This window comes from Paenibacillus forsythiae T98, assembly GCF_000520735.1.
Taxonomy (GTDB): Bacteria; Bacillota; Bacilli; order Paenibacillales; family Paenibacillaceae; genus Paenibacillus_AQ; species Paenibacillus_AQ forsythiae.
Window position 1 is genome coordinate 1 of record NZ_ASSC01000021.1, and the last position, 21,233, is coordinate 21,233.

Annotated in this window: 15 protein-coding genes, 3 pseudogenes and 1 riboswitch; of the genes and pseudogenes, 10 read left to right on the plus strand and 8 right to left on the minus strand. The window is 51.4% G+C overall.

Going from position 1 to position 21,233, the window contains the following annotated elements:
- Together L692_RS32265 and L692_RS0100610 are read left to right on the plus strand one after the other, a co-directional pair.
- Positions 1–243, plus strand: a pseudogene (locus L692_RS32265) (hypothetical protein); the annotation flags it as partial.
- A 71-nt stretch (positions 244–314) separates the two neighbouring features.
- Positions 315–1,448, plus strand: a complete 1,134-nt coding sequence (locus tag L692_RS0100610) for an AbrB family transcriptional regulator (RefSeq protein WP_025696246.1) — start codon at positions 315–317, stop codon at positions 1,446–1,448.
- A 186-nt stretch (positions 1,449–1,634) separates the two neighbouring features.
- On the opposite strand, the gene L692_RS0100615 is transcribed toward L692_RS0100610, so the two are convergent.
- Positions 1,635–2,477, minus strand: a complete 843-nt coding sequence (locus L692_RS0100615) for an aldo/keto reductase (RefSeq protein WP_025696248.1) — start codon at positions 2,475–2,477, stop codon at positions 1,635–1,637.
- Between the two features lie 30 nt (positions 2,478–2,507).
- A complete protein-coding gene (locus tag L692_RS0100620; RefSeq protein WP_025696250.1) occupies positions 2,508–3,716 on the minus strand; it encodes an MFS transporter in 1,209 nt (402 codons plus the stop codon).
- 135 nt (positions 3,717–3,851) lie between these two features.
- Here L692_RS0100620 and L692_RS0100625 point away from each other — a divergent pair, with 135 nt between their 5' ends.
- Positions 3,852–4,247: a winged helix-turn-helix transcriptional regulator gene (locus L692_RS0100625; protein WP_025696252.1), complete on the plus strand. Its 396-nt coding sequence runs from the start codon at positions 3,852–3,854 to the stop codon at positions 4,245–4,247.
- Positions 4,248–4,572: 325 nt separating this feature from the next.
- Here the strand turns inward: L692_RS0100625 and L692_RS0100630 are convergent, their stop codons facing one another.
- Positions 4,573–5,970 (minus strand): MDR family MFS transporter, encoded by a 1,398-nt coding sequence (locus L692_RS0100630; RefSeq protein WP_332258238.1) that lies wholly within the window; start codon positions 5,968–5,970, stop codon positions 4,573–4,575.
- Between L692_RS0100630 and L692_RS0100635 the strand changes: the two genes are divergently transcribed.
- Positions 5,950–7,743, plus strand: coding sequence for an ABC transporter substrate-binding protein (locus L692_RS0100635; protein WP_025696256.1), 1,794 nt, complete (start codon positions 5,950–5,952; stop codon positions 7,741–7,743). The genes L692_RS0100630 and L692_RS0100635 overlap by 21 nt on opposite strands.
- Positions 7,744–7,846: 103 nt before the next feature.
- Here L692_RS0100635 and thiC read toward each other — a convergent pair whose 3' ends face one another.
- Together thiC and L692_RS0100645 are read right to left on the minus strand one after the other, a co-directional pair.
- Positions 7,847–9,577, minus strand: a complete 1,731-nt coding sequence (thiC, locus tag L692_RS0100640; RefSeq protein WP_025696258.1) for a phosphomethylpyrimidine synthase ThiC — start codon at positions 9,575–9,577, stop codon at positions 7,847–7,849.
- Between the two features lie 86 nt (positions 9,578–9,663).
- Positions 9,664–9,777: riboswitch (TPP riboswitch) on the minus strand.
- 41 nt (positions 9,778–9,818) lie between these two features.
- Positions 9,819–10,757, minus strand: a complete 939-nt coding sequence (locus tag L692_RS0100645) for a Gfo/Idh/MocA family protein (RefSeq protein WP_025696260.1) — start codon at positions 10,755–10,757, stop codon at positions 9,819–9,821.
- 123 nt (positions 10,758–10,880) lie between these two features.
- Between L692_RS0100645 and L692_RS0100650 the strand changes: the two genes are divergently transcribed.
- Positions 10,881–11,840: a helix-turn-helix transcriptional regulator gene (locus L692_RS0100650; protein WP_025696261.1), complete on the plus strand. Its 960-nt coding sequence runs from the start codon at positions 10,881–10,883 to the stop codon at positions 11,838–11,840.
- Between the two features lie 471 nt (positions 11,841–12,311).
- Here L692_RS0100650 and L692_RS0100660 read toward each other — a convergent pair whose 3' ends face one another.
- Entirely contained in the window at positions 12,312–13,631 is a 1,320-nt protein-coding gene (locus L692_RS0100660; RefSeq protein ID WP_025696263.1) for an outer membrane protein assembly factor BamB family protein, read from the minus strand.
- 248 nt (positions 13,632–13,879) lie between these two features.
- Here L692_RS0100660 and L692_RS0100665 point away from each other — a divergent pair, with 248 nt between their 5' ends.
- Entirely contained in the window at positions 13,880–14,239 is a 360-nt protein-coding gene (locus L692_RS0100665) for a hypothetical protein (RefSeq protein ID WP_025696265.1), read from the plus strand.
- A gap of 134 nt (positions 14,240–14,373) precedes the next feature.
- A complete protein-coding gene (locus L692_RS0100670) occupies positions 14,374–14,754 on the plus strand; it encodes a hypothetical protein (protein WP_025696267.1) in 381 nt (126 codons plus the stop codon).
- 70 nt (positions 14,755–14,824) lie between these two features.
- On the opposite strand, the pseudogene L692_RS0100675 reads toward L692_RS0100670, so the two are convergent.
- A pseudogene (locus L692_RS0100675) lies at positions 14,825–15,436 on the minus strand (APC family permease); the annotation flags it as partial.
- A gap of 136 nt (positions 15,437–15,572) precedes the next feature.
- Here L692_RS0100675 and L692_RS27445 point away from each other — a divergent pair.
- Positions 15,573–16,534, plus strand: a pseudogene (locus L692_RS27445) (LysR family transcriptional regulator).
- 115 nt (positions 16,535–16,649) lie between these two features.
- Here L692_RS27445 and L692_RS0100685 read toward each other — a convergent pair.
- Positions 16,650–17,648, minus strand: coding sequence for a beta-ketoacyl-ACP synthase III (locus L692_RS0100685; RefSeq protein WP_025696271.1), 999 nt, complete (start codon positions 17,646–17,648; stop codon positions 16,650–16,652).
- Between the two features lie 249 nt (positions 17,649–17,897).
- On the opposite strand from L692_RS0100685, the gene L692_RS0100690 reads away from it, so the two are divergent.
- Complete coding sequence (locus L692_RS0100690; protein ID WP_269636706.1) at positions 17,898–18,473, plus strand: TetR/AcrR family transcriptional regulator; 576 nt, start codon at positions 17,898–17,900, stop codon at positions 18,471–18,473.
- The gene (locus L692_RS0100695; protein WP_025696275.1) at positions 18,445–21,222 is read left to right on the plus strand and encodes a PEP/pyruvate-binding domain-containing protein; all 2,778 of its coding nucleotides are present in this window, start codon (positions 18,445–18,447) and stop codon (positions 21,220–21,222) included. The genes L692_RS0100690 and L692_RS0100695 overlap by 29 nt, the downstream gene beginning before the upstream one ends.
- The last annotated feature ends 11 nt before the right edge of the window (positions 21,223–21,233 follow it).

Genomic DNA, 21,233 nt, shown 5'->3' on the forward strand with positions numbered 1-21,233 from the left:
ATCGGCCTGTTCATTTGTGCGGGTGAATCGGAGGAAAAAGCCGGGCAGGAGCTGCTGCGCGCCTTTCCGGAGAGCTTGCATTTACAGGCCAGCTTTGCGGATGTGCTGGGCAACGGGGTCAAATTCAGCAAGCTGTCGCTGGCGGAAAGGCTGATCTACCGGGCGGTGACCGGCAAGAGCGGGGACAGGGGCGGACTATATACGAACCGGATCGAGAATTTTGTCTCCAGGCTCCTGAGATGAATGAGATTGTGATCGAGCAGTTAGAAGTGCTATACTGTGCACATTATCTTTGGGAGTAGAGGATCGGAAAAATGCAGAAACCATTATGCCATAATGCCAACGTTAGCTTTGCCGTTACCCTGCTAAGCGGTGTCATCGGGGGAGTCTTGTTCATGCTGCTGCGCCTGCCCGTTCCATGGCTGCTCGGACCGATGCTGGCGGTGTTGATCGGTTCCAATGTGACAAAAGTCCGCTTCAACTGGCCGGCGGCGGTGAGGAATACGGGGATGATGACCGTCGGCTATACCATCGGGCTCGCGATGACCGCGACGGCGCTCAAGGAGATTTACAGCGAGCTGCCGAGCATGCTGATGATGACCTCGGCGCTGATCGCGTTATGCGCCGGGATTGCCGCCGTCGTAGCCAGGCTGACCGGTATTGACTACAAAACGGTGCTGCTCGGCAGCATTCCCGGCGGACTGACGCAGATGATTATTCTGGCGGAAGAGACCAAGGGAATCGATATCACGGTTGTGACGGTCATCCAGGTCATTCGTCTGATGATGATCATCATTTCCGTGCCTTTGCTTGTATTTGGACCGTTAAGCGGCATTCCCGGCGGCGCCCCGGACGCAGCTCCGGCTTTGGCCTCGGCTCATGCGGACTGGAGCGGTCTGTTCCCCGGCATTATTCTTTTTGCCGCTATGTGTGTGGTGTGCGCTTTTGCAGGCAGCAAGGTAAACTTTCCGACTCCGTATCTGCTTGGCCCCGCTATTGGAACAGCTGCCCTGCAAATTGCCGGATTATCCGGTCCGGCGCTCCCCTCCACGCTGCTGGCCGCCGCGCAGCTCATGATCGGGGTTTATGTCGGACTTCTGCTCAAGCCCGCAAATCTGCAACATAAACTGAGGACGCTTCTGCTGGCTGTCCTAAGCAGTGTGCTGCTGATTACGGGAGCCTGGCTCTTAAGCTTGCTTCTTGAACTCAGCAGCGGAGCTTCTCCGGCTACCGCGCTGCTGAGCACGGCCCCCGGCGGCATGGATCAAATGGGCCTGATCGCCCATGAAGTAAATGCGGATCTGCCAATGGTGGCGGGCTACCAGCTGTTCCGGACGTTCTTTATCTTCTTCGCCATTCCGCCCTTGTTGAAGCTGTTCTTCCGGGTTGGCTCCCGGGTGCAGGTACAGGCGGAAGGACAGCGGCAGGCTGAGAGGCAGGCCAAATAACCAATAGTTTAACATAATATATATTATGTAAACCAAATACACATTTCATGCCTCTGACCGGTGTCCTGATCGGATTATGTTATCTAAATTCATCATATGAAAAATTCATAACAGAAAATCAGACTTTACATAAAAAAAGGAACCCCCGTCTTTTCGCATGCATAAGACGGGGGTTTTGGCAAAATATTAGAAATCGAAGTTATCCGGGTCGGGTCCGACGCGGCGGTCCTGGTTCAGAGCGTCGATCCGGTCCATTTCCTCGGAGGTCAGCTCAAAATCGAAGACCGAAGCATTTTCAATAATCCGGTGCTCCTTGGTTGATTTCGGGATCGTAATGACGCCGTGCTGCAAATCCCAGCGCAAAATGACCTGAGGGACGGATTTGCCGTATTTGGCCGCCAATTCCTCAAGCAGCGGCTGACCAAGCAGACCGCCCTGCATGAGCGGCGCCCAGGCTTCCAGTTGAATGCCATGTTCCCGGGTGAAGCTCAGAAGCTCTTTTTGCGTCAGATAGGGATGGAATTCCACCTGGTTCACCATCGGCTTGATTTCCGCATCCGCGAACAGGTCCTCCAGATGATGGATTTGGAAATTGCTCACGCCGATCGCCTTGACGCGTCCAGCTTTGTACAACGTCTCCAGCGCTCTCCAGGCCTCTTTATATTTGCCCGCCACCGGCCAGTGAATGAGATACAGATCGAGATATTCAAGACCCAGCTTGCTCAGGCTTGCTTCATAAGCTGCGAGCGTTTCGTCATAGCCGAGATCGGAATTCCAGACCTTTGAGGTGATAAACAGATCTTCTCTTTGCAGATTATTCTCGGAAAGAGCCTCGCGGATCGCTTGGCCAACGCCGCTCTCATTGCCGTAAATGGCCGCGGTGTCAATGCTGCGGTATCCGTGCTTGATTGCCGATTTAACGGCTGCGATCAGCTCCGAGCCTTCCTCTACTTGAAATACGCCCAGACCGAACCAGGGCATTTGAACGCCGCCTTGAAGTGTTGCTTTGCTTTGCAGATTGGTAGTCAATTTGAATTCCTCCTAGTATTAATTTGGCAATTATAGAGCTGCTTCCGTTTCGGGAGACGCGTTCTTGTTTCTTTCCAGCACCAGACTCCAGGCCGTGAGCACGACTGCGGCGGTCACCATCAGCGCGCCGATCCATGCCGTATGAATCAGTCCGAGCGTATCCGCAATTATCCCGCCCAGATAAGCCCCGAGGGCAATACCCGCATTAAATGCGGCAATATTGACGGCGGAAGCCACATCCACGGCTTTGGGCGCATAGCGTTCAGCCAGTGTAACGACATAGATCTGAAGACCGGGCACATTCATGAATGCCAATAGTCCCATGCCGAATATCGTTATCAGCCCCAAAATTTTGAACGGAGCGGTAAAGGTAAGAACGAGCAGGACGAGAGCTTGCAGAATGAACATGCGCAGCAGGGCCGAGAGCGGGTTACGGTTGGCCGCTTTGCCTCCGATAACGTTGCCGATGGCGATCGCGATGCCGTAGAGCAGAAGGACCAGAGCGACAGTCGATTGCGCAAGGCCCATAATGTCATGCAGCAGCGGCGACAGATAGGTGAAGACGACAAAGGTGCCGCCATAACCGAGCGCGGTGATCAGGAACGCCAGCAGCAGCCGTCCGTTCGTCACTAGCTTGACCTGCTCCCGCAGCGGAGTCTTACTGCCTTTCCGCAAGTTGGGCGGGACAAGAATCATATTGGCGATGAATGCAACCGCCCCGATGATGACAATCGTGATGAAAGCGGCTCGCCAGCCGAGCTGCTGTCCGATAAAGGTGCCGATCGGCACGCCGGTAACCGTCGCCACGGTCAGTCCGGAGAACATGATGGCAATCGCGCTGGCCCGCTGGTCTTCAGGCACGAGATCCGCCGCGATCGTCGAACCGATGGACATGAAGACGCCGTGAGACAGAGAGGAGACGACGCGGGCGATGAGAAGCAGTGTAATGCCTCCCGAGAATGCGGCGAGTGTATTGCCAGCAATAAAGACCAGCATAATTCCGGCCAGCAGAGTCTTTTTTGGTACTCCGGAAGTCAGCGATGTTAAGATGGGCGCTCCAAAAGTGACGCCCAGCGCGTAGAGTGTAACGGTTAATCCGGTTAAAGTAACCGAAATATTAAAATCTTCAGCAATCAGAGGCAGCAGCCCCACACTGATAAACTCGGTGGTCCCGATGGCAAAGGCGCTAATGGCCAGAGCAAGCAGTGCCAGATTGCTTCGATTGGACTCTTTTGACATTGTTTCACTCCTATGTGGTAATTACCGGCCGGTAGTGCTATTATGTATCCAATGATCATTATTGAACAGTACGTACTTTGAAGTGCTATAGGTACTTTTTAGTACCTATAAATTAATTATGGAGGTAGATATCCCATGACTCAAAAGAAATATAATATTCCGGTGGAAGCGACCCTTGAAATCATTGGAGGGAAGTGGAAATGTGTCATCCTGTGCCATCTTACGCACGGCAAGAAGCGGACGAGTGACCTGAAGCGTCTAATGCCCGCGATTACCCAAAAAATGCTGACCCAACAGCTTAGAGAACTGGAGGAGCACGGCATCGTCAACCGGATCTGCTACAATCAAGTGCCGCCCAAGGTGGAATACGAGCTGAGCGAATACGGCTGGAGCCTGAAATCGATTCTGGATTCGCTGTGCGCGTGGGGAGAGACACATATCATCAAAGAATACGGCGATAAATTTGCGGTGCTGGAAGAGAATATTCTGAACAAGCGCGAGGAAAAAGTCTACAGCGAGCCCGTCCACTGATACGTATCCGCTGCAACATTAGCCAGCCGTCCGAAGGGACGGCTTTATTTTTTGCGATAAGCCAGGCATAACCCAATAAGGTTACGAAATATATATTATGTTAACTAAAAACGATCTATATAAGCCCAACATAGGTTTAAATGTCTAAACTGGTCACGCAACGAGCAAAACGAGCATAAATTCCCTTATTTCATTATATGAAAAATTCATAATAATAAACCCATCACCACCTCCCTTGCTACTCCATCAAACTCCAAACATACACCGCACCTACAAACCACCATACAAAACCGGAAAAAGGACGCCGAAAGGCGTCCGCAGGGAGTCACACAATACGTTTGGTGTATTCCACCCCATCTATTTCGGAGGCTCGTTCTCTTCTCGCCAGACGGCGGTGAGCGGTCAGAAGGAAGGGCAGACCGAGCGCGGTCATCAGAGCCAGCGGGGTAAACAGGGCAGATCCGTGCTCAGGGCCTAAGCGGCCCAGCAGCAGGCCGCCGAGAATCGGGGCCATGACGCTGCCTATGCCGTTGAACCCGATAGTTCCGAAGTAGGTGCCTTTCCATTCCGGCTTGGCGACCCGGTCAATCAGCATGTCCATCATCGTGAACAGCAGCACTTCGCCGATGGTGAACAGCACGACGCCGAACATGAGGAGAGGCAGGCCGCCGGCGAGACCGAACAGAATCAAAGCCGCCGAAACGCAGATATTGCCAAGGATCAGTGGGACGAGCGGCGGAAAATGGCGGGCTGTCCGGACAACGGGATACTGGACGGCAAGTACAGTGACCGCATTTAGCGACAGCATGTAGGAGAAGGCTTTGCCGCCATCCGCAAACTGCGGGTTAAGCGCCAGATACTGCGCCAGTGTCGAGCCGAAATGACCGTAGCCGAGCACGCAAAAAATGGTGCCGAGCAGGATCGGCAGGAACACGCGGTCCCGGCTTGTTACGGCGAGCGCTTCGCCTAGCCGGGGGGCGCCGGATGCGGAGCGTGAGGGCAGCTTCTTGCCATGCAGGGCGAACTGGAGGACGAGCACCAGTCCGTATGCGATATAGACGGCGGCGGCGATCAGAAACGGAAAGGTCGAACGGGCTGAACCAAGCTGCAGGCCGATGATCGGCCCGAAGACGACACCCAGATTCACGGCGGCGTACCGCAGATTGAAGACGAGCAGCTTATGTTCTCCCGGCGTAATATCCGACAGCAGCGCCCGCGAGGTCGGCTCGAAGACAGCGCGGCACAGCCCGTTAAGCATATTCACAATCAGAAACATCCACAGGCGGTCAGCGGCGGCGAAGCCGACGAACACTGCGGCCCAGCTGAAAATGGAGACGAGCATTACCTTTTTTCGCCCGATAATATCCGAAATGTACCCGCCGTAGAAAGATATCGAGACTCCGGCGAGCGAGCTGACCGCTATGGTGAGTCCGGTCTGCGCCGGCGATGCGCCCAGCACTTTGGTCAAATAGATGGACAGAAAGGGGATGCTCATCGAGGTTACGAGCCTGCCGAACATGGTGCCGACGATGATGGTCCAGGCGAGAGGATGAACATGGCGTAATGTTTGTTTCATGGGGTTCTCCTTCGAAGCTTTGGTATTGTCATCCTGTAGGGAATCTAGATATAATTGTAATATTAAAAAGGGGAAGGAAAAGTGAAATCTTACACCGAATGATTTCACCTTTAAAGGAGCGAGGAGATGGAACTGAGCGACGCCCATTTTATGCGGTTGGCAGCCGCCTTGGAATCCCCCGGAAGACCTGAAGAGCCAATTCGCGTAACGATTGAGCAATTGTCCGGCCTGCTCTGCTGCACGCCGCGCAACGTGAAGTTCATTCTCCGGCGGCTTGAGGAGAAGGGGCTGATATCCTGGAAGCCGGGCAGGGGAAGAGGACATGCCTCATCGCTGAGCTTTTTGCGGAGTTCGGAGGAAATACTGGAAGAGCATTTCCGGGAGCTTCTCGCCCAAGGCAACATGAAGGAAGCGATAGAGCTGATCGGAACGCTTGAGGCGAGCAGCCATCATTTGAGGGAAAGGCTGTGGACCGAGCTTAACCGGCAGATGGGCTTCCACAGCGAACCGGAAACACCGTCGGGTCAGGACGTGCTGCGCATGATGCGCAACCGTCAAATAGGGAGGCTGGACCCGGCCTTTGTGTTTACAGCTTTTGAAGCATACATAATTGGACAAGTCTGCGATACGCTGGTTAGCTATAATGACGCAGACGGCAAATTCCTTCCGGGGCTTGCCCATACATGGGAGCATAGTGAAGATTTTACCCGTTGGACGTTTTATCTTCGCAAAGGTGTCCGATTTCACCACGGCAGAACGTTGACGGCCAGTGATGTGAAATATACGCTGGAGCGGCTGTTTGAGGTGAACAGTCCCTCGCTCTGGCAGTACCGGGACGTCGCGGAGGTGAAGACGGAGGGCGAATATACGATTTGTTTTTGCCTCAGCCGTCCGAATCTGTTCTTCCTGCATCTGGCCGGGAGCCTGTATCTGTCTATCCTGCCCGGCGACGTGGGAGTTTCGGATATCCCGGTGGGCACCGGTCCTTTTCGTGTCGCTAACCTTAATGAAGATGTGCTCACGCTCACGGCCTTCGATACCTATTACGGCATCCGGCCGCTGCTTGACAGGGTGGAGGTCTGGTTTCTTCCGGACCAAAAGGGGAGCGAACGCCAGTACGAGCTTCCCGGGACGGATACCGATGAGCTGCCGCCCTTGAACCAATATGACAACAGCATTGATTATGCGGCGCTTGGCTGCCGGTACATCGCGTTCAATTTGCAGCGGCAAGGGGCTCATCACCGGAAAGAGGTCCGCGAGGCTCTGCGCATCCTGTATGACCGGACCGCCCTGATTCGCGAGCTCGGGGGAACCCGATATACGCCTGCGGACAGCTTCCTGCCCTGGGTCAGCAAGGAGCGGCGGATCGAGGAGAGGAGCCTGGAGGAAGCCGCGAAGCTGCTGCGCCTAGCGGGATATGCCGGTGAACCGCTGCGGCTATCCTACACGCCCAAGAAGGAAGAAGGCGAGGAGGCCGAATGGCTGCAGAGGCGGAGCCGCTTGGTCGGCCTGAACCTTGTGCTGCATCCGCTGCAATTCGGCAGGTCAGCGGAGGAAATTATGCGGGAAGCCGATTTGCTTATTTCGGAGGAGCTGCTGGAGGATGACTGGGAGTGGGGAATGATGAATTTCTACAAAAATGAGCGGAATTATCCGCACCTGCTGCTTGGCCGCGCGAATAGCGATATGCTGGACAGAGAACTGGAGAATGTATTTCAGCTCTCCCCGTGTGACCGCGCCGCAAGCCTCCTTCGGGCGGAACAGCTTGCCCGGGACAACTTCTGGCTGCTCCACGGCTGCCATCTCAACAAACGGGCGACGCTCAGCCAGAGCCTGCTCGGGCTGCATACCGGCCTGTTCGGCTTCCTGGACATTTCCAAGCTGTGGGTCAAGAGCGCGGACAAGAACAGGCAGGCTTGACCCTCCGGCGCCGCAGAGGTCATGATCGGGCCATGTGGCTGAACAAAGAAGGCCCCTCCCGCCAGTAGCGGAAGGGGCCCCATAACTTTCCGGGCGAGGCGAACTAGAGGTACAAACCGTGCTTCGCCTCTGCGAACTGCTCGGATTTCTCTTTCATTCCCCGCTCAATCGCTTCGCTGTCCTCCAGATTATGCTGCTTGGCATATTCCCGGATGTCCTGCGTAATTCGCATGCTGCAAAATTTCGGCCCGCACATGGAGCAGAAATGCGCCGTCTTGGCGCCCTCCGCGGGCAAGGTCTCGTCATGATATTCAATCGCCCGCTCGGGATCGAGCGACAGCTGGAACTGATCCTTCCAGCGGAATTCGAACCGGGCCTTGGACAACGCGTCATCCCGCTGCTGGGCGCCGGGATGGCCTTTGGCCAGGTCGGCCGCGTGCGCCGCGATTTTATAAGCGATAACGCCTTCGCGGACATCCTCCTTGTTCGGAAGTCCCAGATGCTCTTTGGGGGTCACATAGCAGAGCATGGCGGTGCCGAACCAGCCGATCATCGCCGCGCCGATGGCGGAGGTAATATGGTCATAGCCCGGCGCAATGTCCGTCGTGAGCGGCCCCAATGTGTAAAAAGGAGCCTCCTTGCACACTTCCATTTGACGGTCCACATTTTCCTTGATCTTGTGCATCGGGACATGGCCCGGCCCTTCAATCATGACCTGGACATCATGCTTCCAGGCGATCTCGGTCAGCTCGCCCAGGGTGTCCAGCTCGGCGAACTGCGCTTCGTCATTGGCGTCGGCGATGGAGCCTGGACGCAGGCCGTCTCCAAGAGAGAATGCGATATCGTAAGCCTTCATGATTTCACAGATTTCCTCGAAATGCGTGTAGAGGAAGTTCTCCTCATGATGGGCGAGGCACCAGGCGGCCATGATCGAGCCGCCCCGGGACACAATGCCCGTAACCCTTTTGGCGGTCAAAGGGACATAGCGCAGCAGCACGCCCGCATGGATCGTGAAATAGTCGACACCCTGCTCCGCCTGTTCAATCAGCGTATCGCGGAAAATTTCCCAACTCAGCTCATGCGCCTGACCGCCGACCTTTTCCAGCGCCTGATAGAGCGGCACCGTGCCGACCGGAACCGGGGAGTTGCGGATGATCCATTCCCGGGTCGTATGAATATGGCGGCCTGTCGAAAGATCCATAATGTTATCGGCTCCCCACCGGGTAGCCCAGTGCATCTTCTCTACCTCTTCGTCGATGGAAGACGATACGGCGGAATTGCCGATATTGGCGTTAATCTTGACCAGGAAGTTCCGGCCGATAATCATCGGCTCGCTCTCCGGATGATTGACGTTGCAGGGAATAATCGCTCTGCCGCTGGCGACTTCGTCCCGGACAAATTCGGGATCGACATTTTCGCGAATGGCTATAAACTCCATTTCCGGCGTGATGATGCCTTTGCGGGCATAGTGCATTTGCGTTACATTGGCGCCGCTCTTTGCGCGCAGAGGCCGCCGCTTCAATCCCGGATATATCTCTATGGAAGAGTCCTGTTCCTCGCGTCTTAATCCATTGTCTTCGGGCTTGATGTTCCGGCCCTCGTACTCCTCGGCATCGCCGCGTTCCAATATCCAGCTCCGGCGGAGCGGGAACAGTCCTTCCCGGATATCCGTACTTATGTGCGCATCGGTATAAGGTCCGCTTGCGTCATATACCCTTACAGGAGGGTCTGCCGCTTCACCGTTAGCTCCGGCGCTTAACGAAATCTCTCGCATAGGCACCCGGATATCCTCCCGCGAGCCCTTCACATACACTTTTTGACTTTGACTTGTCATTTCATTTCCTCCTCCAATTAGTATGAACCGCCAGAGGAGGCCAGGTACGCCAAAAAAGACCGCATCCGAAAGAAGCGGTCTTTGAACATACAAAGCCTGTGACGATTCCTCCGCTGGCATTATCCAGATCAGGTATTACGGTCGATGGCATAAGGCCATCCTCTCAGCCCGGCTGTTTCCGAGCTCCCGTGTCTATAAAGTTGTCTATACCAGAATATCCTAATCGCTGGAAAAGAACAAGCTATTTTTGCCGGATTCGCCGCCGGATTTCAAATGCCGCTGACAATGCTCCGGCTGCGCGTTCCAAAGAAAGGAATGATTCGGCGCCCTGCCGGAAGCTTCGCAGCGCGTGCTCCAGGCTTGCGGCATAGGGATTGGCATCTTCCAGAGCAAGGCGCCGCTCGCCGGAAGCCGTATATTCCGTCAAAGCCGGATCGGACCGGGTGCCGCAGTCGCTTTCATGAAAGACCAGCTTGGCCGACTCGAAATACGCTTCATAACCGACGGTAAACGGATACCCGTCAGGCATGCCCGAACTGGCGGCGATCTCCGCAAAAGCGTCACCCTCCCGGAAGAACGCCCGAACGTTAGACTGCCGTTTGTCCTCATATTCCGCTCCCCAGGCGGATATAAGCTCCGGTGAACTCATGATCCCGCTGATAGAGTCCAGCTCGTGAATCATGAGCTGGACAGGGAGGGCTTCCAGGCCAAGGTCGCCCCAGAGCGGCGGCGTTTCCCTTTTTAAAGTGAGAGACAGCAGCTTGCCGTATATACCCTCCAGGCAGGATTTCCGCAAATAAGCGTAGGCCGGGTCAAAATGGATAAACCGGTTAACGAGCACTCTTTTGCCGGAGCGCCTTTCCGCTTCCAGCATGACCGCCATTTCTTCCATGGAGCAGCAAACGGGCGTTTCGCAGAACACATGCTTTCTATGCTCAAGCGCCTTGACCGCAGCCTCGCAGTGAAGCGAGGAGGGAAGGCACAGATCGACGACATCAATGCCAGGATCGCGCAAAATTTCGTCGATATCCCCGGTAATCTCTACGCTTAGCTCCTTCTTCAAATGCTCCAGCCTGTCTATATTCCTCCCGAATACAACCACCCGTCCGCACAGCTCTATTGTCTTCAGCAGACGGGCGTGATACGCGCCGAATCCCGTGCCGAGTACCCCTACATTCATCCATTCCCACTCCTTCAACCGTTCTGCCTCTATGATATACTTGTATTGTTGACAACAGAGTGGCAATGATTTGGAGATCACTCTGTAAAATATTCTGTCCACTGTGAAAGGGGCTTTACAGTCATGAGGCTGCATCGGCTGGTCGCGATATTATTGCTGCTGGAGTCGAGGGGGAAGCTGAAAGCAAAGGAGCTGGCGGAAGCGCTGGAAACCTCCGTCCGTTCGATTTACCGCGATGTGGACGCGCTGGCTGAAGCTGGTGTTCCGATTGTCAGCGCTCCGGGTCCGGCGGGAGGACTTTCGCTGATGGAAGGGTATACCGTCGATTTGAAAAGTCTGCATCATGAAGACGTCGTTCACCTGTATCTGACGGGACTTGGCATCTATTCCGGCGCGGGAACCGAATCCGGCCATAAGCTCCAAAGCGCGCTGCTGAAGCTGGAAACGACGCTGCCGGACGAGTACAAGCCGGATCTGCTTAAGGCCAGGTCCCGGTTTTATTTTGACGATACGCCCTGGTGGAGCGAGCGCCCCGTCATTCCTTACCTGGAGCAAATCAGATCCGCAGTCTGGAAATCGCATAAGCTTATCATCCATTACTGCAAGCCGGGAGGCGGCAGCTCCATTCGGAGTGTGCAGCCCTACGGACTGGTGGTGAAGCAGGGGGAGTGGTATCTGGCTGCGTACTGCGAAGAAGTCGGGGAAGTCCGCACGTTCAAATGCGAGCGAATTGCTGCGGTTGAACCAATGAAGGAAGCGTTTGAAATTCCGGCGGATTTCTCTCTGGAGCCGTATTGGAAAGGGAAGAGTGATTCCTTTAAGCGGTCGCGGAAAGAGCGGGAGCACTATCCGGTGGTTCTCAGGGTGAAAGAGCCGAGCGCGAATTTGCGGAGCAAGCTGGAGATTCTGCACGCTGCCCGGGAGCAGGACACTGTTCTGCTGACGGTGAATATGTATGGCTATGAAGCGGCCTGCCAAGACGTCCTGGAGCTGATCGGCTGCGCCGAAGTTGTTGCGCCCGAGGAGCTAAGGGCATTTGTTAGAGACAAGCTGCATGAGCTTCGCAGTTGGTATGCGGATTGAAAAAAGAACGGGCTGGACTGCACATTGCCGCTTTCAAGTACAGTACGCGGATCACCCGTCTTTAGCCAAACTTGGATAACCCGCGAGCTGCGGCTCAATGAGAACAGTTACCCTGCCTGCTTGCCTTGACACTTTTTGCATACCGACAGCTTTTCACCTTGAGATCCTTTAGCAAAGTATAACAGTTTGATCCTTGTGCTGCCGCACAGGGGGCACGTTCCCCTGCCGCGGGAAGGCATGCGCCAGAGCGCTTTGCCGCGTTTGTTCTTGGACATATCGATTCCACCTTTGCCCATATTCCTTCATTCCGCCTTATTCTATGCGGGCGCAAGGCAACAGGTGTGAACAGAAAGCACCTCAAAAACGCCCGAAAAAAACAGCGTATAACATAAATTATACGCTGTTTTGGATTTAAACGATTTTTATCTATGCAGATGATGATGTGGACAGGCAGATTTATTCCATTTTTTGCTATTTCAATGATTTCGGAAGTGCGGCGGCGAATAATCCCTTGTTCGTCTGAATGAGCAGGGTGCCCTTGACCGTATAGACGCTGCCGATCTCGGTGACATTTGTCAGGATACATCCGAGTCTTTTGCCTGTCGCCGCTTCGATCAGATATAAGTCTCCGTTATCCAAACTGGCGAATATACCCTTGCCCGCGGTTTGAACACGGGAAACAGGACTTGGGAAGCTGCCGTAGGATATCGCGTCAAGGCTGCTTGTTTTGACACCGATCAGTTCGGTTCCCTTCGCAAAAAAAGCTACGCCATTGTTCGGACCGGCCAGCCAATTTCCATACGGTTCATAGCTGACCGGCTGAGCATTGCTGTCTTGACCCAAAGTATAGCGGCGAAGGATGGCCTCATTTCTGTCAAGATTGCCGTCGGCGGTATAGAGATAGGGGCCTGTAGTGGCGGTAAAGCTGTTGCCTAGTCGGCTTACATTATCAAGAGGCGTGTAATTCTCCGTCCGGGTCACTTTTCCTGTTCGGGAGCTCAGTTGAACCAATGTGACCAAATAACCGGGAGCTGCCGTACTGCTGGCAACCTTCGAAAGATCCGGCTGCTGGCGCATGATGAGCTGGCCGTTCCGGTAGCCGAGGAAGGAGTATGCGCCCTCGGTTCTCCAGCGCTGTCTACCGGTAGCGGGATCAAGGCCGAAAAATTGCTTCCTGTAATTGTCGACCGTACTGGATACGATGAGCACACCGTCGTATTGACCGACCAGGGAGCTTGCATACATGGGTAATGACTTGTTCTCCCATTTTTTCTTGCCGTTTGCCGGATTGTAGGCGGCGAGTCCGCCGTGTTCGTTAAAATAAATCAAGGTCCCGTTTACAAGTTCGGCATGCGCTCCAAGCTCTGAAAAGGGATTGACGCCTTTCACTTTCCAAGTGATCTTCCCGCTTTGGGCATCCGCCCGGACCAGATTGCCGCTGCTTGTAATGTAAAAGACCGAATTGTTGGTTATCACTTCGGGGTACTGTCCTCCTGGGATGGACCATTTCACCTTGCCTGTCGACAGATCCGCAGCGATGAGTTTGCCGCTTGCCGCATAATACACAAGATTGCCGGACACGGGAGCCTTTGTATCATAAAGTCCGATTCCGTTTGTCTGCGCCCGCCAGAGCGGCTTTAGAACAAGAACGGTGGAGTTGGCGGCGGCGGAAACGACGGGGGGTGTTCTGTCTGCGGTATCCGCGGCGGCGATGTGTCCGTGAAGACCATCACTTGCAGCAATCAGGGCTGTAGCGAGCAGAGTATTCAGAATAAAAGTCTGTTTTTTCAACTTAATCATCTCCTTGTTGTTCTGCTATGTATTTGACTCTTGAAGCGGCTAATAAGTTTCTATATATGGAAAATAAATCCGCAAGGCGATATTAGTTAACATAATAAATGTTATGTAAACTAATGCGAAAAATGATTCTCGGGCTAACCCGCTTAATTGCAATATCGCGAATCATACGACCCGAAACCGGGTAAGAATGAAGAGAACGATAATCCAAATTTTAAGCAATTGAGAAGGAGGATATCCCTATGGGACTCAACTTGGGCGGATTTGGCGACTTGAAGGGACTGATCGAGAAAGCTAAGGCTCCCGGCGGGCTGATGGAAATCGCAAAAAGTCTCCCGTTGGATCAACTGCTCGAAAAGCTGCCTCTCGATCGTCTGCTGACCCCGGAATTTATGCAAAAATATACGCCGTTCCAGTCCATTGGAGAACTGCTGCAAAAGGCCGGACTCGGGTCCGCCGCAGATTCCGCGCAAAGGATAGCCGAGGTGCCTCGGGATCAGTTGGATGCGCAGGTGAAGGAAAATACCTCTTTCGGCTCCATGCAGCAGCTGCTGCAAAAAGCGGTGGAGTTCTATCAAGCCCGCCAGTCGGACGGGAAGTAAAAGGACGCCTCTTCTTTATCGTAATATGCGATGAGGAAGGGGCTTTATTATATTTTTGTGTAAATGTTTGACATATAATAGAATACTATATATACTTTCATATAATACTATAAAATTACAATTGGAGGATGAAAATGAAAAAAGGATTGTTCTCATTTCTATTGGTAGTTGTCCTAACGCTTTCTTTTGCAACCGCGGTTTTTGCTGAAAATGAAAAACAAACGAAAAGCGTACATAATAGTGAAGAAACATCACTTTCTATTAATGGTCAATATCAATACGGCAGATTAAGCGTATATTGGATCAGCGGTTACTCGAATGTATGGGCTAGCATAGAAGCGTATGAACAAGGCAGTTGGAAGACAGTTCTTACATTAGTAGCGAACGGTGATAAACCGAAAGTAACAACCAATTACTACATGGAGGGAGGAAAGTCATATAGATTACATGTTTACAGTCCAGACAATGGAGTTGCGGCCATACAAAATTATCCCGAAGACGACGGACCATGGTAATCAATGGAGTGCGTTTGTATCGCTAACATAAACAAGAGCAGCCAGGGCATCCCTGCGCTGCTCTTCATTTTTATACCGCTTCTTGATCCGGACGCAGCGAAGCTGCTTTGGACTTTGGCGGGTTGTTCCGCTTCTTATAAAAGATAAACATCAAATAAAAGGCTCCGATTACGCAAGGATAGGCAATGGCCATGCCCGTAAAAGGAAACACGGCCGCAGTCGCGGTAAAGGAAATCCAGCTGATGGCCACCCCGAACCGGCTGCCCCTAAGTAGCCGGATTCCTGCCGCGCACCCGCCGATGTAAGTCAGGATGAAGGTGGCGTTCGGGAAAGTGATGAGGGTCGTCAGAGACACAAGTCCGCTCGCGTACAGCGTGAGCACCGAGGCGAAGCACAGCAGCAGGAAGGCAAGCGCTCCGACCGGCGTATGGAAGCGGCCCGACATCTTGCCCATCCATTTGGGGGCATGGCCCTGGCGCGCCATTGCGAAGGCTACCCTTGAAGCGGCGCCGACATAAGCGATAATCGTAGCGGTGCAGATGAACAGCCCGGTTAACCCGGCGACCCGTCCGCCCGAGTGCCCGAGAGGTCTGCTGATCATCCAGACCAGCGAGGAGGAGCTTCCTTTTAGATAGCTGTGGGTGCCAACGACGGCCAGCGCCGTCAAGAAATTAAGAACCCCCGATCCGAGCACCGCACCGATATATAGAGCGATCGCCTGCGGCATTCCGCTACAGAGTATCAGATAATGGTTCTATTGGAAAAACGGAATGTTTAGATACCATCCATTCAAAATTCCGATGGAAGGAGGCTCACCGATGGAATCCCGTCATCTTTTTACTTTTCTGGTTGTTGTGGAAGCAGGAAGTTTCACGCGGGCCGCCCAGAAACTGGATTACGCCCAGTCCAGCATTACGGCGCAAATCCAGGCTTTGGAGAGCGAGCTGGGTCAACCGCTGTTTGACCGGATCGGCAAGAAGATCACCCTGACCGACGCCGGACGCCGCTTGCTGCCATATGCCCAGGAGATATCCAAAATGCATGCGATGGCCGAAGATGCGCTGCGCTCGCCAAGCGGCATCGGCGGATCGCTCAAGATCGGCGCCCCCGAATCGCTGGCGGCATTTCGCCTGCCCGGCATTATCCGTGAATACCGGGAAAGGTTTCCCCAGGTGGAGATGATCCTGAAGCCCGGCTTCTGCTGGGATTTGCGAGGAATGATCCGATCGGGCGAGGTGGATTTGGCTTTTCTGCTGCAGCCCGAATCGGAGGACAGGGAGCTGCATGCGGAAACGCTCGTTCAGGAGGAAATGGCGCTGGTCGCTCCGGTGAATCACCGCCTGGCCCACCGCGCCCTGGTCGAGCCGCTTGATCTTAAAGAAGAGACGATTCTGCATACCGAGACGGGCTGCTCGTACCGGCTGCTGTTCGAGCAGCATTTGAATAGGCACGGCGTATATACCCGGACCCGAAGCTGGAATTCTGGAGCATCGAGGCGATCAAGCAGTGCGTAATGTCCGGACTGGGCATTTCTTTTTTGCCGCTGGTTACGGTGCTGAAGGAGCTTGCAGATGGAACGATGGCGCGGCTGAACTGGGATGACGAATCCCAGCGGGTGGCGACCCAGGTTGCCTATCACAAGAAGAAATGGAAGTCCCCGGCGCTTGATGCGTTCATGGAAACGGTGCGGCAGAAGATGGGGAAGAACCCGGCGAAGACAGGGCAATTCTTGTTTAAGCCGAGCGCTATAGTATTTGACTTGATGCAGGAGAACAAATAATGCCCTTTCGCTTCCTAAACGGAAGTGAAAGGGCTGCTTTTTCATTATATATCTCGTTATTGGTTGTTATAAGATGTTTCGTATGATGTAGATGTGAGAAAATATGATGATATCCTTAATATACCAGTGCCATTCCTCCAAGCGAAAGACCGGCGGAGGTACCCAACAGCAGCAATTTATCACCTCTTTGAATCTTGTTTTGTTTAATGGATTCATGTAAAGCCATAGGTATAGAAGCCGCTATCACGTTTCCATGTGTGGAGATGATATTCATAAACTTCTCATCTGTGTAGCCTAACTTCTGACGCATTATACGCAAAGCCAATCCACTCGCTTGATGGGGGATTACCATATGTATATCTTGTCTGCTAAAAGGCGTACTTTCAAAAAGCCGATCCATAAAACGATTGATAACTTTTGAGGATAGCTTGAATATGGCCCGTCCGTTCATGTTAAATAAATATTCTTCCAGATTTGTGCCATTGAACATAGTGGCAGGTAGTCGAGTACCGCCTCCTCGTATTTCTGTATACGAAGCTCCTTCTACATATGTCTCCGTTAATGAGCTTGTAATTTCTGATTGTTCATGATCCTCGCTTCTGCCAACTACAACGGCAGCCGCTCCATCACCAAAAAGGATACAACTCTCCTTTTGTTTCCAGTTTAGACCTGGAGAAGCTATTTCACTGGATATGATAAGAACTTTGTTATATTTCCTTTGGTGCACCAGAAAAGAAATTAGATCCAAGGCGGTGACAAAACTGAGACATGTTGAATTGATGTCGAAGCAGGGAATGTTGGAATTTCCCATTTCGAGTTTGATTTTGATGAGAGCTGCGGTACAAGGTATGGGTTGTTCAGAAGTTCCACTGGCAGATACTATGCAATCAATATCTTCCAACTTTAGACCTGCATCCCTAACCGCCTCCCTAGCGGCATTGGCTCCCATTTCCGATGTGGATTCTGTTTCAACATAGTGGCGATGGGAAACACCTGATTTTTTCTGTGTCCATCCCTCAGGTAATCCGAGCTTGTGATCAATTTCGGAGGAATACACTACCTTTTTAGGCAAGTACTTGCCAGTTCCCAATATTTTTATTTTCCTAGTATTCAAACCTCTACCCCCTGAATGTTTGAGTGATGTTATATTATGTATTTTATGGTGTTTGTTAATGGTAGATTAACATACGCATATATTTATGTAAATAATTTAAATTTACACCAAAACAAAAAAATAAAATTTTGTTTGACATATTCAATAATTGTAATAAAATAGCATTATGCAACCGACCGTCCGGACGGTCGGTTGATGATTGCATAGGAGTGGATTATTATTGACAATTCGTTTCATAAAATACTGGAGATTGCAAGTAAACTTTTTCGCCAACAAGGCTATAAAGGAACTTCGGTCAGGGAAATAGCCGAACATTCCGGCTTGGCAAAAGCGACTATCTATCATTATTTTCCTGATAAAGAAGCGATTGTTCAGCAGCTGCTGGAGCAGGCTGTGTCCCAATTTCATACCGTAGTCCAAACCATCGCTGAAGTAAGCGAGCCGAAGGTTAGACTGAGGGTAGCCGTAGAAATCACCATTACTTTTTTGCATGAATTCTCTTCCGTAATCCAGTTGGTTCGTCAGGAACTCCCGGTTCGGTGGAGTCAAATCAAACTTGACTTAATGCCAATCTACGAACGATATCTTTTTCTTTTATCCCAGGCTATCGAACAAGGGATACAAGCAGGGGAATTCCGCTTGGTAAACTCTCGCGAAGCGGCAGTGGTTCTAATGAACCTTATACATGGAACATACGCTGCTTCTTATATAGGCGGACTTACGGATGATCTGCTGCGAAGTAATACGGATTCGATGTTGGATATTTTTTTAAATGGGATTATTACGCAGGAACAACATGACGGAGTTCGGGATAGAAAGTGGTGACATTTTGGAATATATTAAGTTCTTGGATGAAATAGACTCGGATTCCATCATCCTGGCTGGAGGCAAAGCGGCTAACCTGGGTGCTTTGCTCAAAGGCGGCTTCATCGTTCCGCAGGGCTTTTGTGTTACGACGAAAGCTTATTGGCATTTTGTAAAAAGCAACAATTTAGAAGCGGGAATAAACAGGGTTCTGTCTAGCGTTAATAGCTCCACAGGATATCTAAATACTGTCGAAGCAGAGATCAGGGCAATGTTTGATAAAGGGGATATGCCAGTTGAGATTGCAGAGGAGATACGCCAGGCCTATCATCATCTAAATTCACAAGTCGGTGAAACTTGTCCTGTCGCCGTCAGATCTTCAGCAACAGCCGAGGATCTTCCGGGGATGTCCTTTGCCGGTCAACAGGATACATTTTTACAAGTTCAGGGCATTCAATCGGTACTTCATTACATTATTCAATGCTGGAGCAGTTTATGGACTGCAAGAGCGATTGGTTATCGTAACAGGAACGATATTCCGCATGAGAGTCAAGCCTTAGCCGTAGTGGTCCAGCATATGGCAGCCAGCAAAGCATCCGGTGTTCTATTCACAGCTAATCCTTTAACGGGAAAAAGAAACGAAATTGTAATTGATGCCTCCTTTGGGCTGGGGGAAGCATTAGTCTCCGGTAAAGTGGAACCGGATCACTATGTTGTAGATACTTCCATTCCTTCAATTGTGTCCATACGTTTGGGTATTAAGGGCTTGACCATTCGAGGCAAATCCGTTGGAGGAACGGAAGTTGTTATGGAATCAGACGCTTCCGGTGTACAGGTGCTTAATGAACATCAAATTATGGAATTGGCAAAAATATCCGAAAAAATACAAAACTATTTTAAAAATCCACAGGATGTGGAGTGGACGATGGATGAGCAAGGCGCTTTTTATATTGTTCAGTCACGCCCAATAACTTCTTTATTTCCTATACCGCAAATTCATCTCAAAAATCAGATCAATGATGAGAAACCAGCCTCCCGCATTTGGTTCTCCTTTGCCTCCTGGCAGGGAGTTATGGACCCTATTACACCTATGGGACAAAGTGTTTTATCAAAATTTATCGGTGACATCGCAGGATTTTTAGGATTTAAGGAGTTCACATCCCATCAACATGCTTTCTATACAGCGGCTGAACGGTTTTATGTGAATATTACGCCATTTATGAAAGATAAAATAGGCCGCAAGATCATTCTTGCAATTATGTCTTCGCTGGACCCCACTATCCATCATATTTTGAAGAGGATTATGGCAGAGAATCATTTCCGGGCCAATCCGGTTAATTCATTGAAACTATTGTTAAAACCGGTACTTTTGTATCGTTTAGGGCAAACATTTGCTGGAGCCGCAAGAAATTTATTGTTCCCTAAGAATGTACATACAAAATTGCAGCAAACGATAGACTCGTCTTTATCCCTGCATGAAGAAGAGAACAACGGGACTCCCGTGACGAACTATCTTCTGCTTAAACGGCTTAGCGCAGCTTTACCGAAGCTCCTTTTCAGCCAATTGTTGCCGGGCACCTTGTCCGGTCATATTCCAATGCAGATATTATTTAAACTTACAGCACCCTTGCCCCATGGGTTACAACTTTCTTTGGAGCTTACAAGAAGCCTTCCCAACAATATCACTTCAGAAATGGATTCTCAATTATGGAAGATATCTTCCCTATTGAAAAAGGATCAGGCAAGTTATGAGCGGATAAACCAATTAACTGCAGCAGAACTATCCTCCTGCTATTTGAAGAAAACACTCCCGCATGCCGTTCAAAACCTGATTTCCGAGTTCTTGAAAAATTACGGCATGAGAGGAGTGGCAGAGATTGACATCGGCCGGAACAGGTGGGTTGACGATCCGACTCCTATATTTCTGGTACTGAAAAGTTATTTGGAAGTAAAAGGACAGAGCGATTCTTCTTTTGAACTCTACCGTGATGGTGAGGCGAGGGCAACAGACGCACAGCAAAGGTTGAAGTCCGTTTTTGGCAAAGGCTTTGTAAACAATCTAAAAAGCAGGATGGCTGCAATAGCCGCTCAACGACTTCGGCTTCTGGGCGGGCTGCGAGAAACCCCGAAATTTGCAATTGTCTGTTTGCTTAATAAGATGCGAAGAGCGCTATTGAGTATAGGAGAAGTATGGAAAATGGAGGGAGTTCTTACTGCCGCAGAAGATATTTTTTACTTGCGACTTGAGGAAGTAGGAGAAATAATTGAGGATTCCGAGTTGAAGAAGTCGAATATTTGGAAGCGGACCATCTCCGAACGTAAAGAAAAATATGCTTCAGAAACGAGGCGCAAACGGATTCCCCGTGTGCTGCTAAGTGATGGAACCGCCTTTTATGACGAGCATCCCGCCATGGATGAGCAACATCATTCTTTCATATCGGGGAATCCTGTATCTCCAGGAATCGCCGAAGGCAGAATTTGCGTGATGCATCATCCGTATGATAACCAGCTGACTCCCGGAGATATCCTGGTATGTCCCGCTACGGACCCGGCATGGACACCGCTCTTTCTTATTGCGGGAGGACTTATCATGGAAGTGGGAGGAATGATGACTCACGGTTCGGTCGTTGCCAGGGAGTATGGAGTACCTGCAATTGTCGGAGTTCATAATGCCACTGTTCGATTGCAGACAGGTCAGAGAGTTAGAATAAACGGAATGAATGGAACCATAGAGATTTTGTCAGCCGTCAATGACGGGCAGAAAACCTAATGAGGAGGATT

What these genes read in the sequence shown, in the direction of transcription:
- L692_RS0100610 (WP_025696246.1), top strand. Translation starts at nt 315, where the DNA reads ATGCAGAAACCATTATGCCATAATGCCAACGTTAGCTTTGCCGTTACC.
- L692_RS0100620 (WP_025696250.1), bottom strand. Translation starts at nt 3,716, where the DNA reads ATGTCAAAAGAGTCCAATCGAAGCAATCTGGCACTGCTTGCTCTGGCC.
- L692_RS0100625 (WP_025696252.1), top strand. Translation starts at nt 3,852, where the DNA reads ATGACTCAAAAGAAATATAATATTCCGGTGGAAGCGACCCTTGAAATC.
- L692_RS0100635 (WP_025696256.1), top strand. Translation starts at nt 5,950, where the DNA reads ATGGAACTGAGCGACGCCCATTTTATGCGGTTGGCAGCCGCCTTGGAA.
- L692_RS0100630 (WP_332258238.1), bottom strand. Translation starts at nt 5,970, where the DNA reads ATGGGCGTCGCTCAGTTCCATCTCCTCGCTCCTTTAAAGGTGAAATCA.
- thiC (WP_025696258.1), bottom strand. Translation starts at nt 9,577, where the DNA reads ATGACAAGTCAAAGTCAAAAAGTGTATGTGAAGGGCTCGCGGGAGGAT.
- L692_RS0100645 (WP_025696260.1), bottom strand. Translation starts at nt 10,757, where the DNA reads ATGAATGTAGGGGTACTCGGCACGGGATTCGGCGCGTATCACGCCCGT.
- L692_RS0100650 (WP_025696261.1), top strand. Translation starts at nt 10,881, where the DNA reads ATGAGGCTGCATCGGCTGGTCGCGATATTATTGCTGCTGGAGTCGAGG.
- L692_RS0100665 (WP_025696265.1), top strand. Translation starts at nt 13,880, where the DNA reads ATGGGACTCAACTTGGGCGGATTTGGCGACTTGAAGGGACTGATCGAG.
- L692_RS0100670 (WP_025696267.1), top strand. Translation starts at nt 14,374, where the DNA reads ATGAAAAAAGGATTGTTCTCATTTCTATTGGTAGTTGTCCTAACGCTT.
- L692_RS0100695 (WP_025696275.1), top strand. Translation starts at nt 18,445, where the DNA reads ATGACGGAGTTCGGGATAGAAAGTGGTGACATTTTGGAATATATTAAG.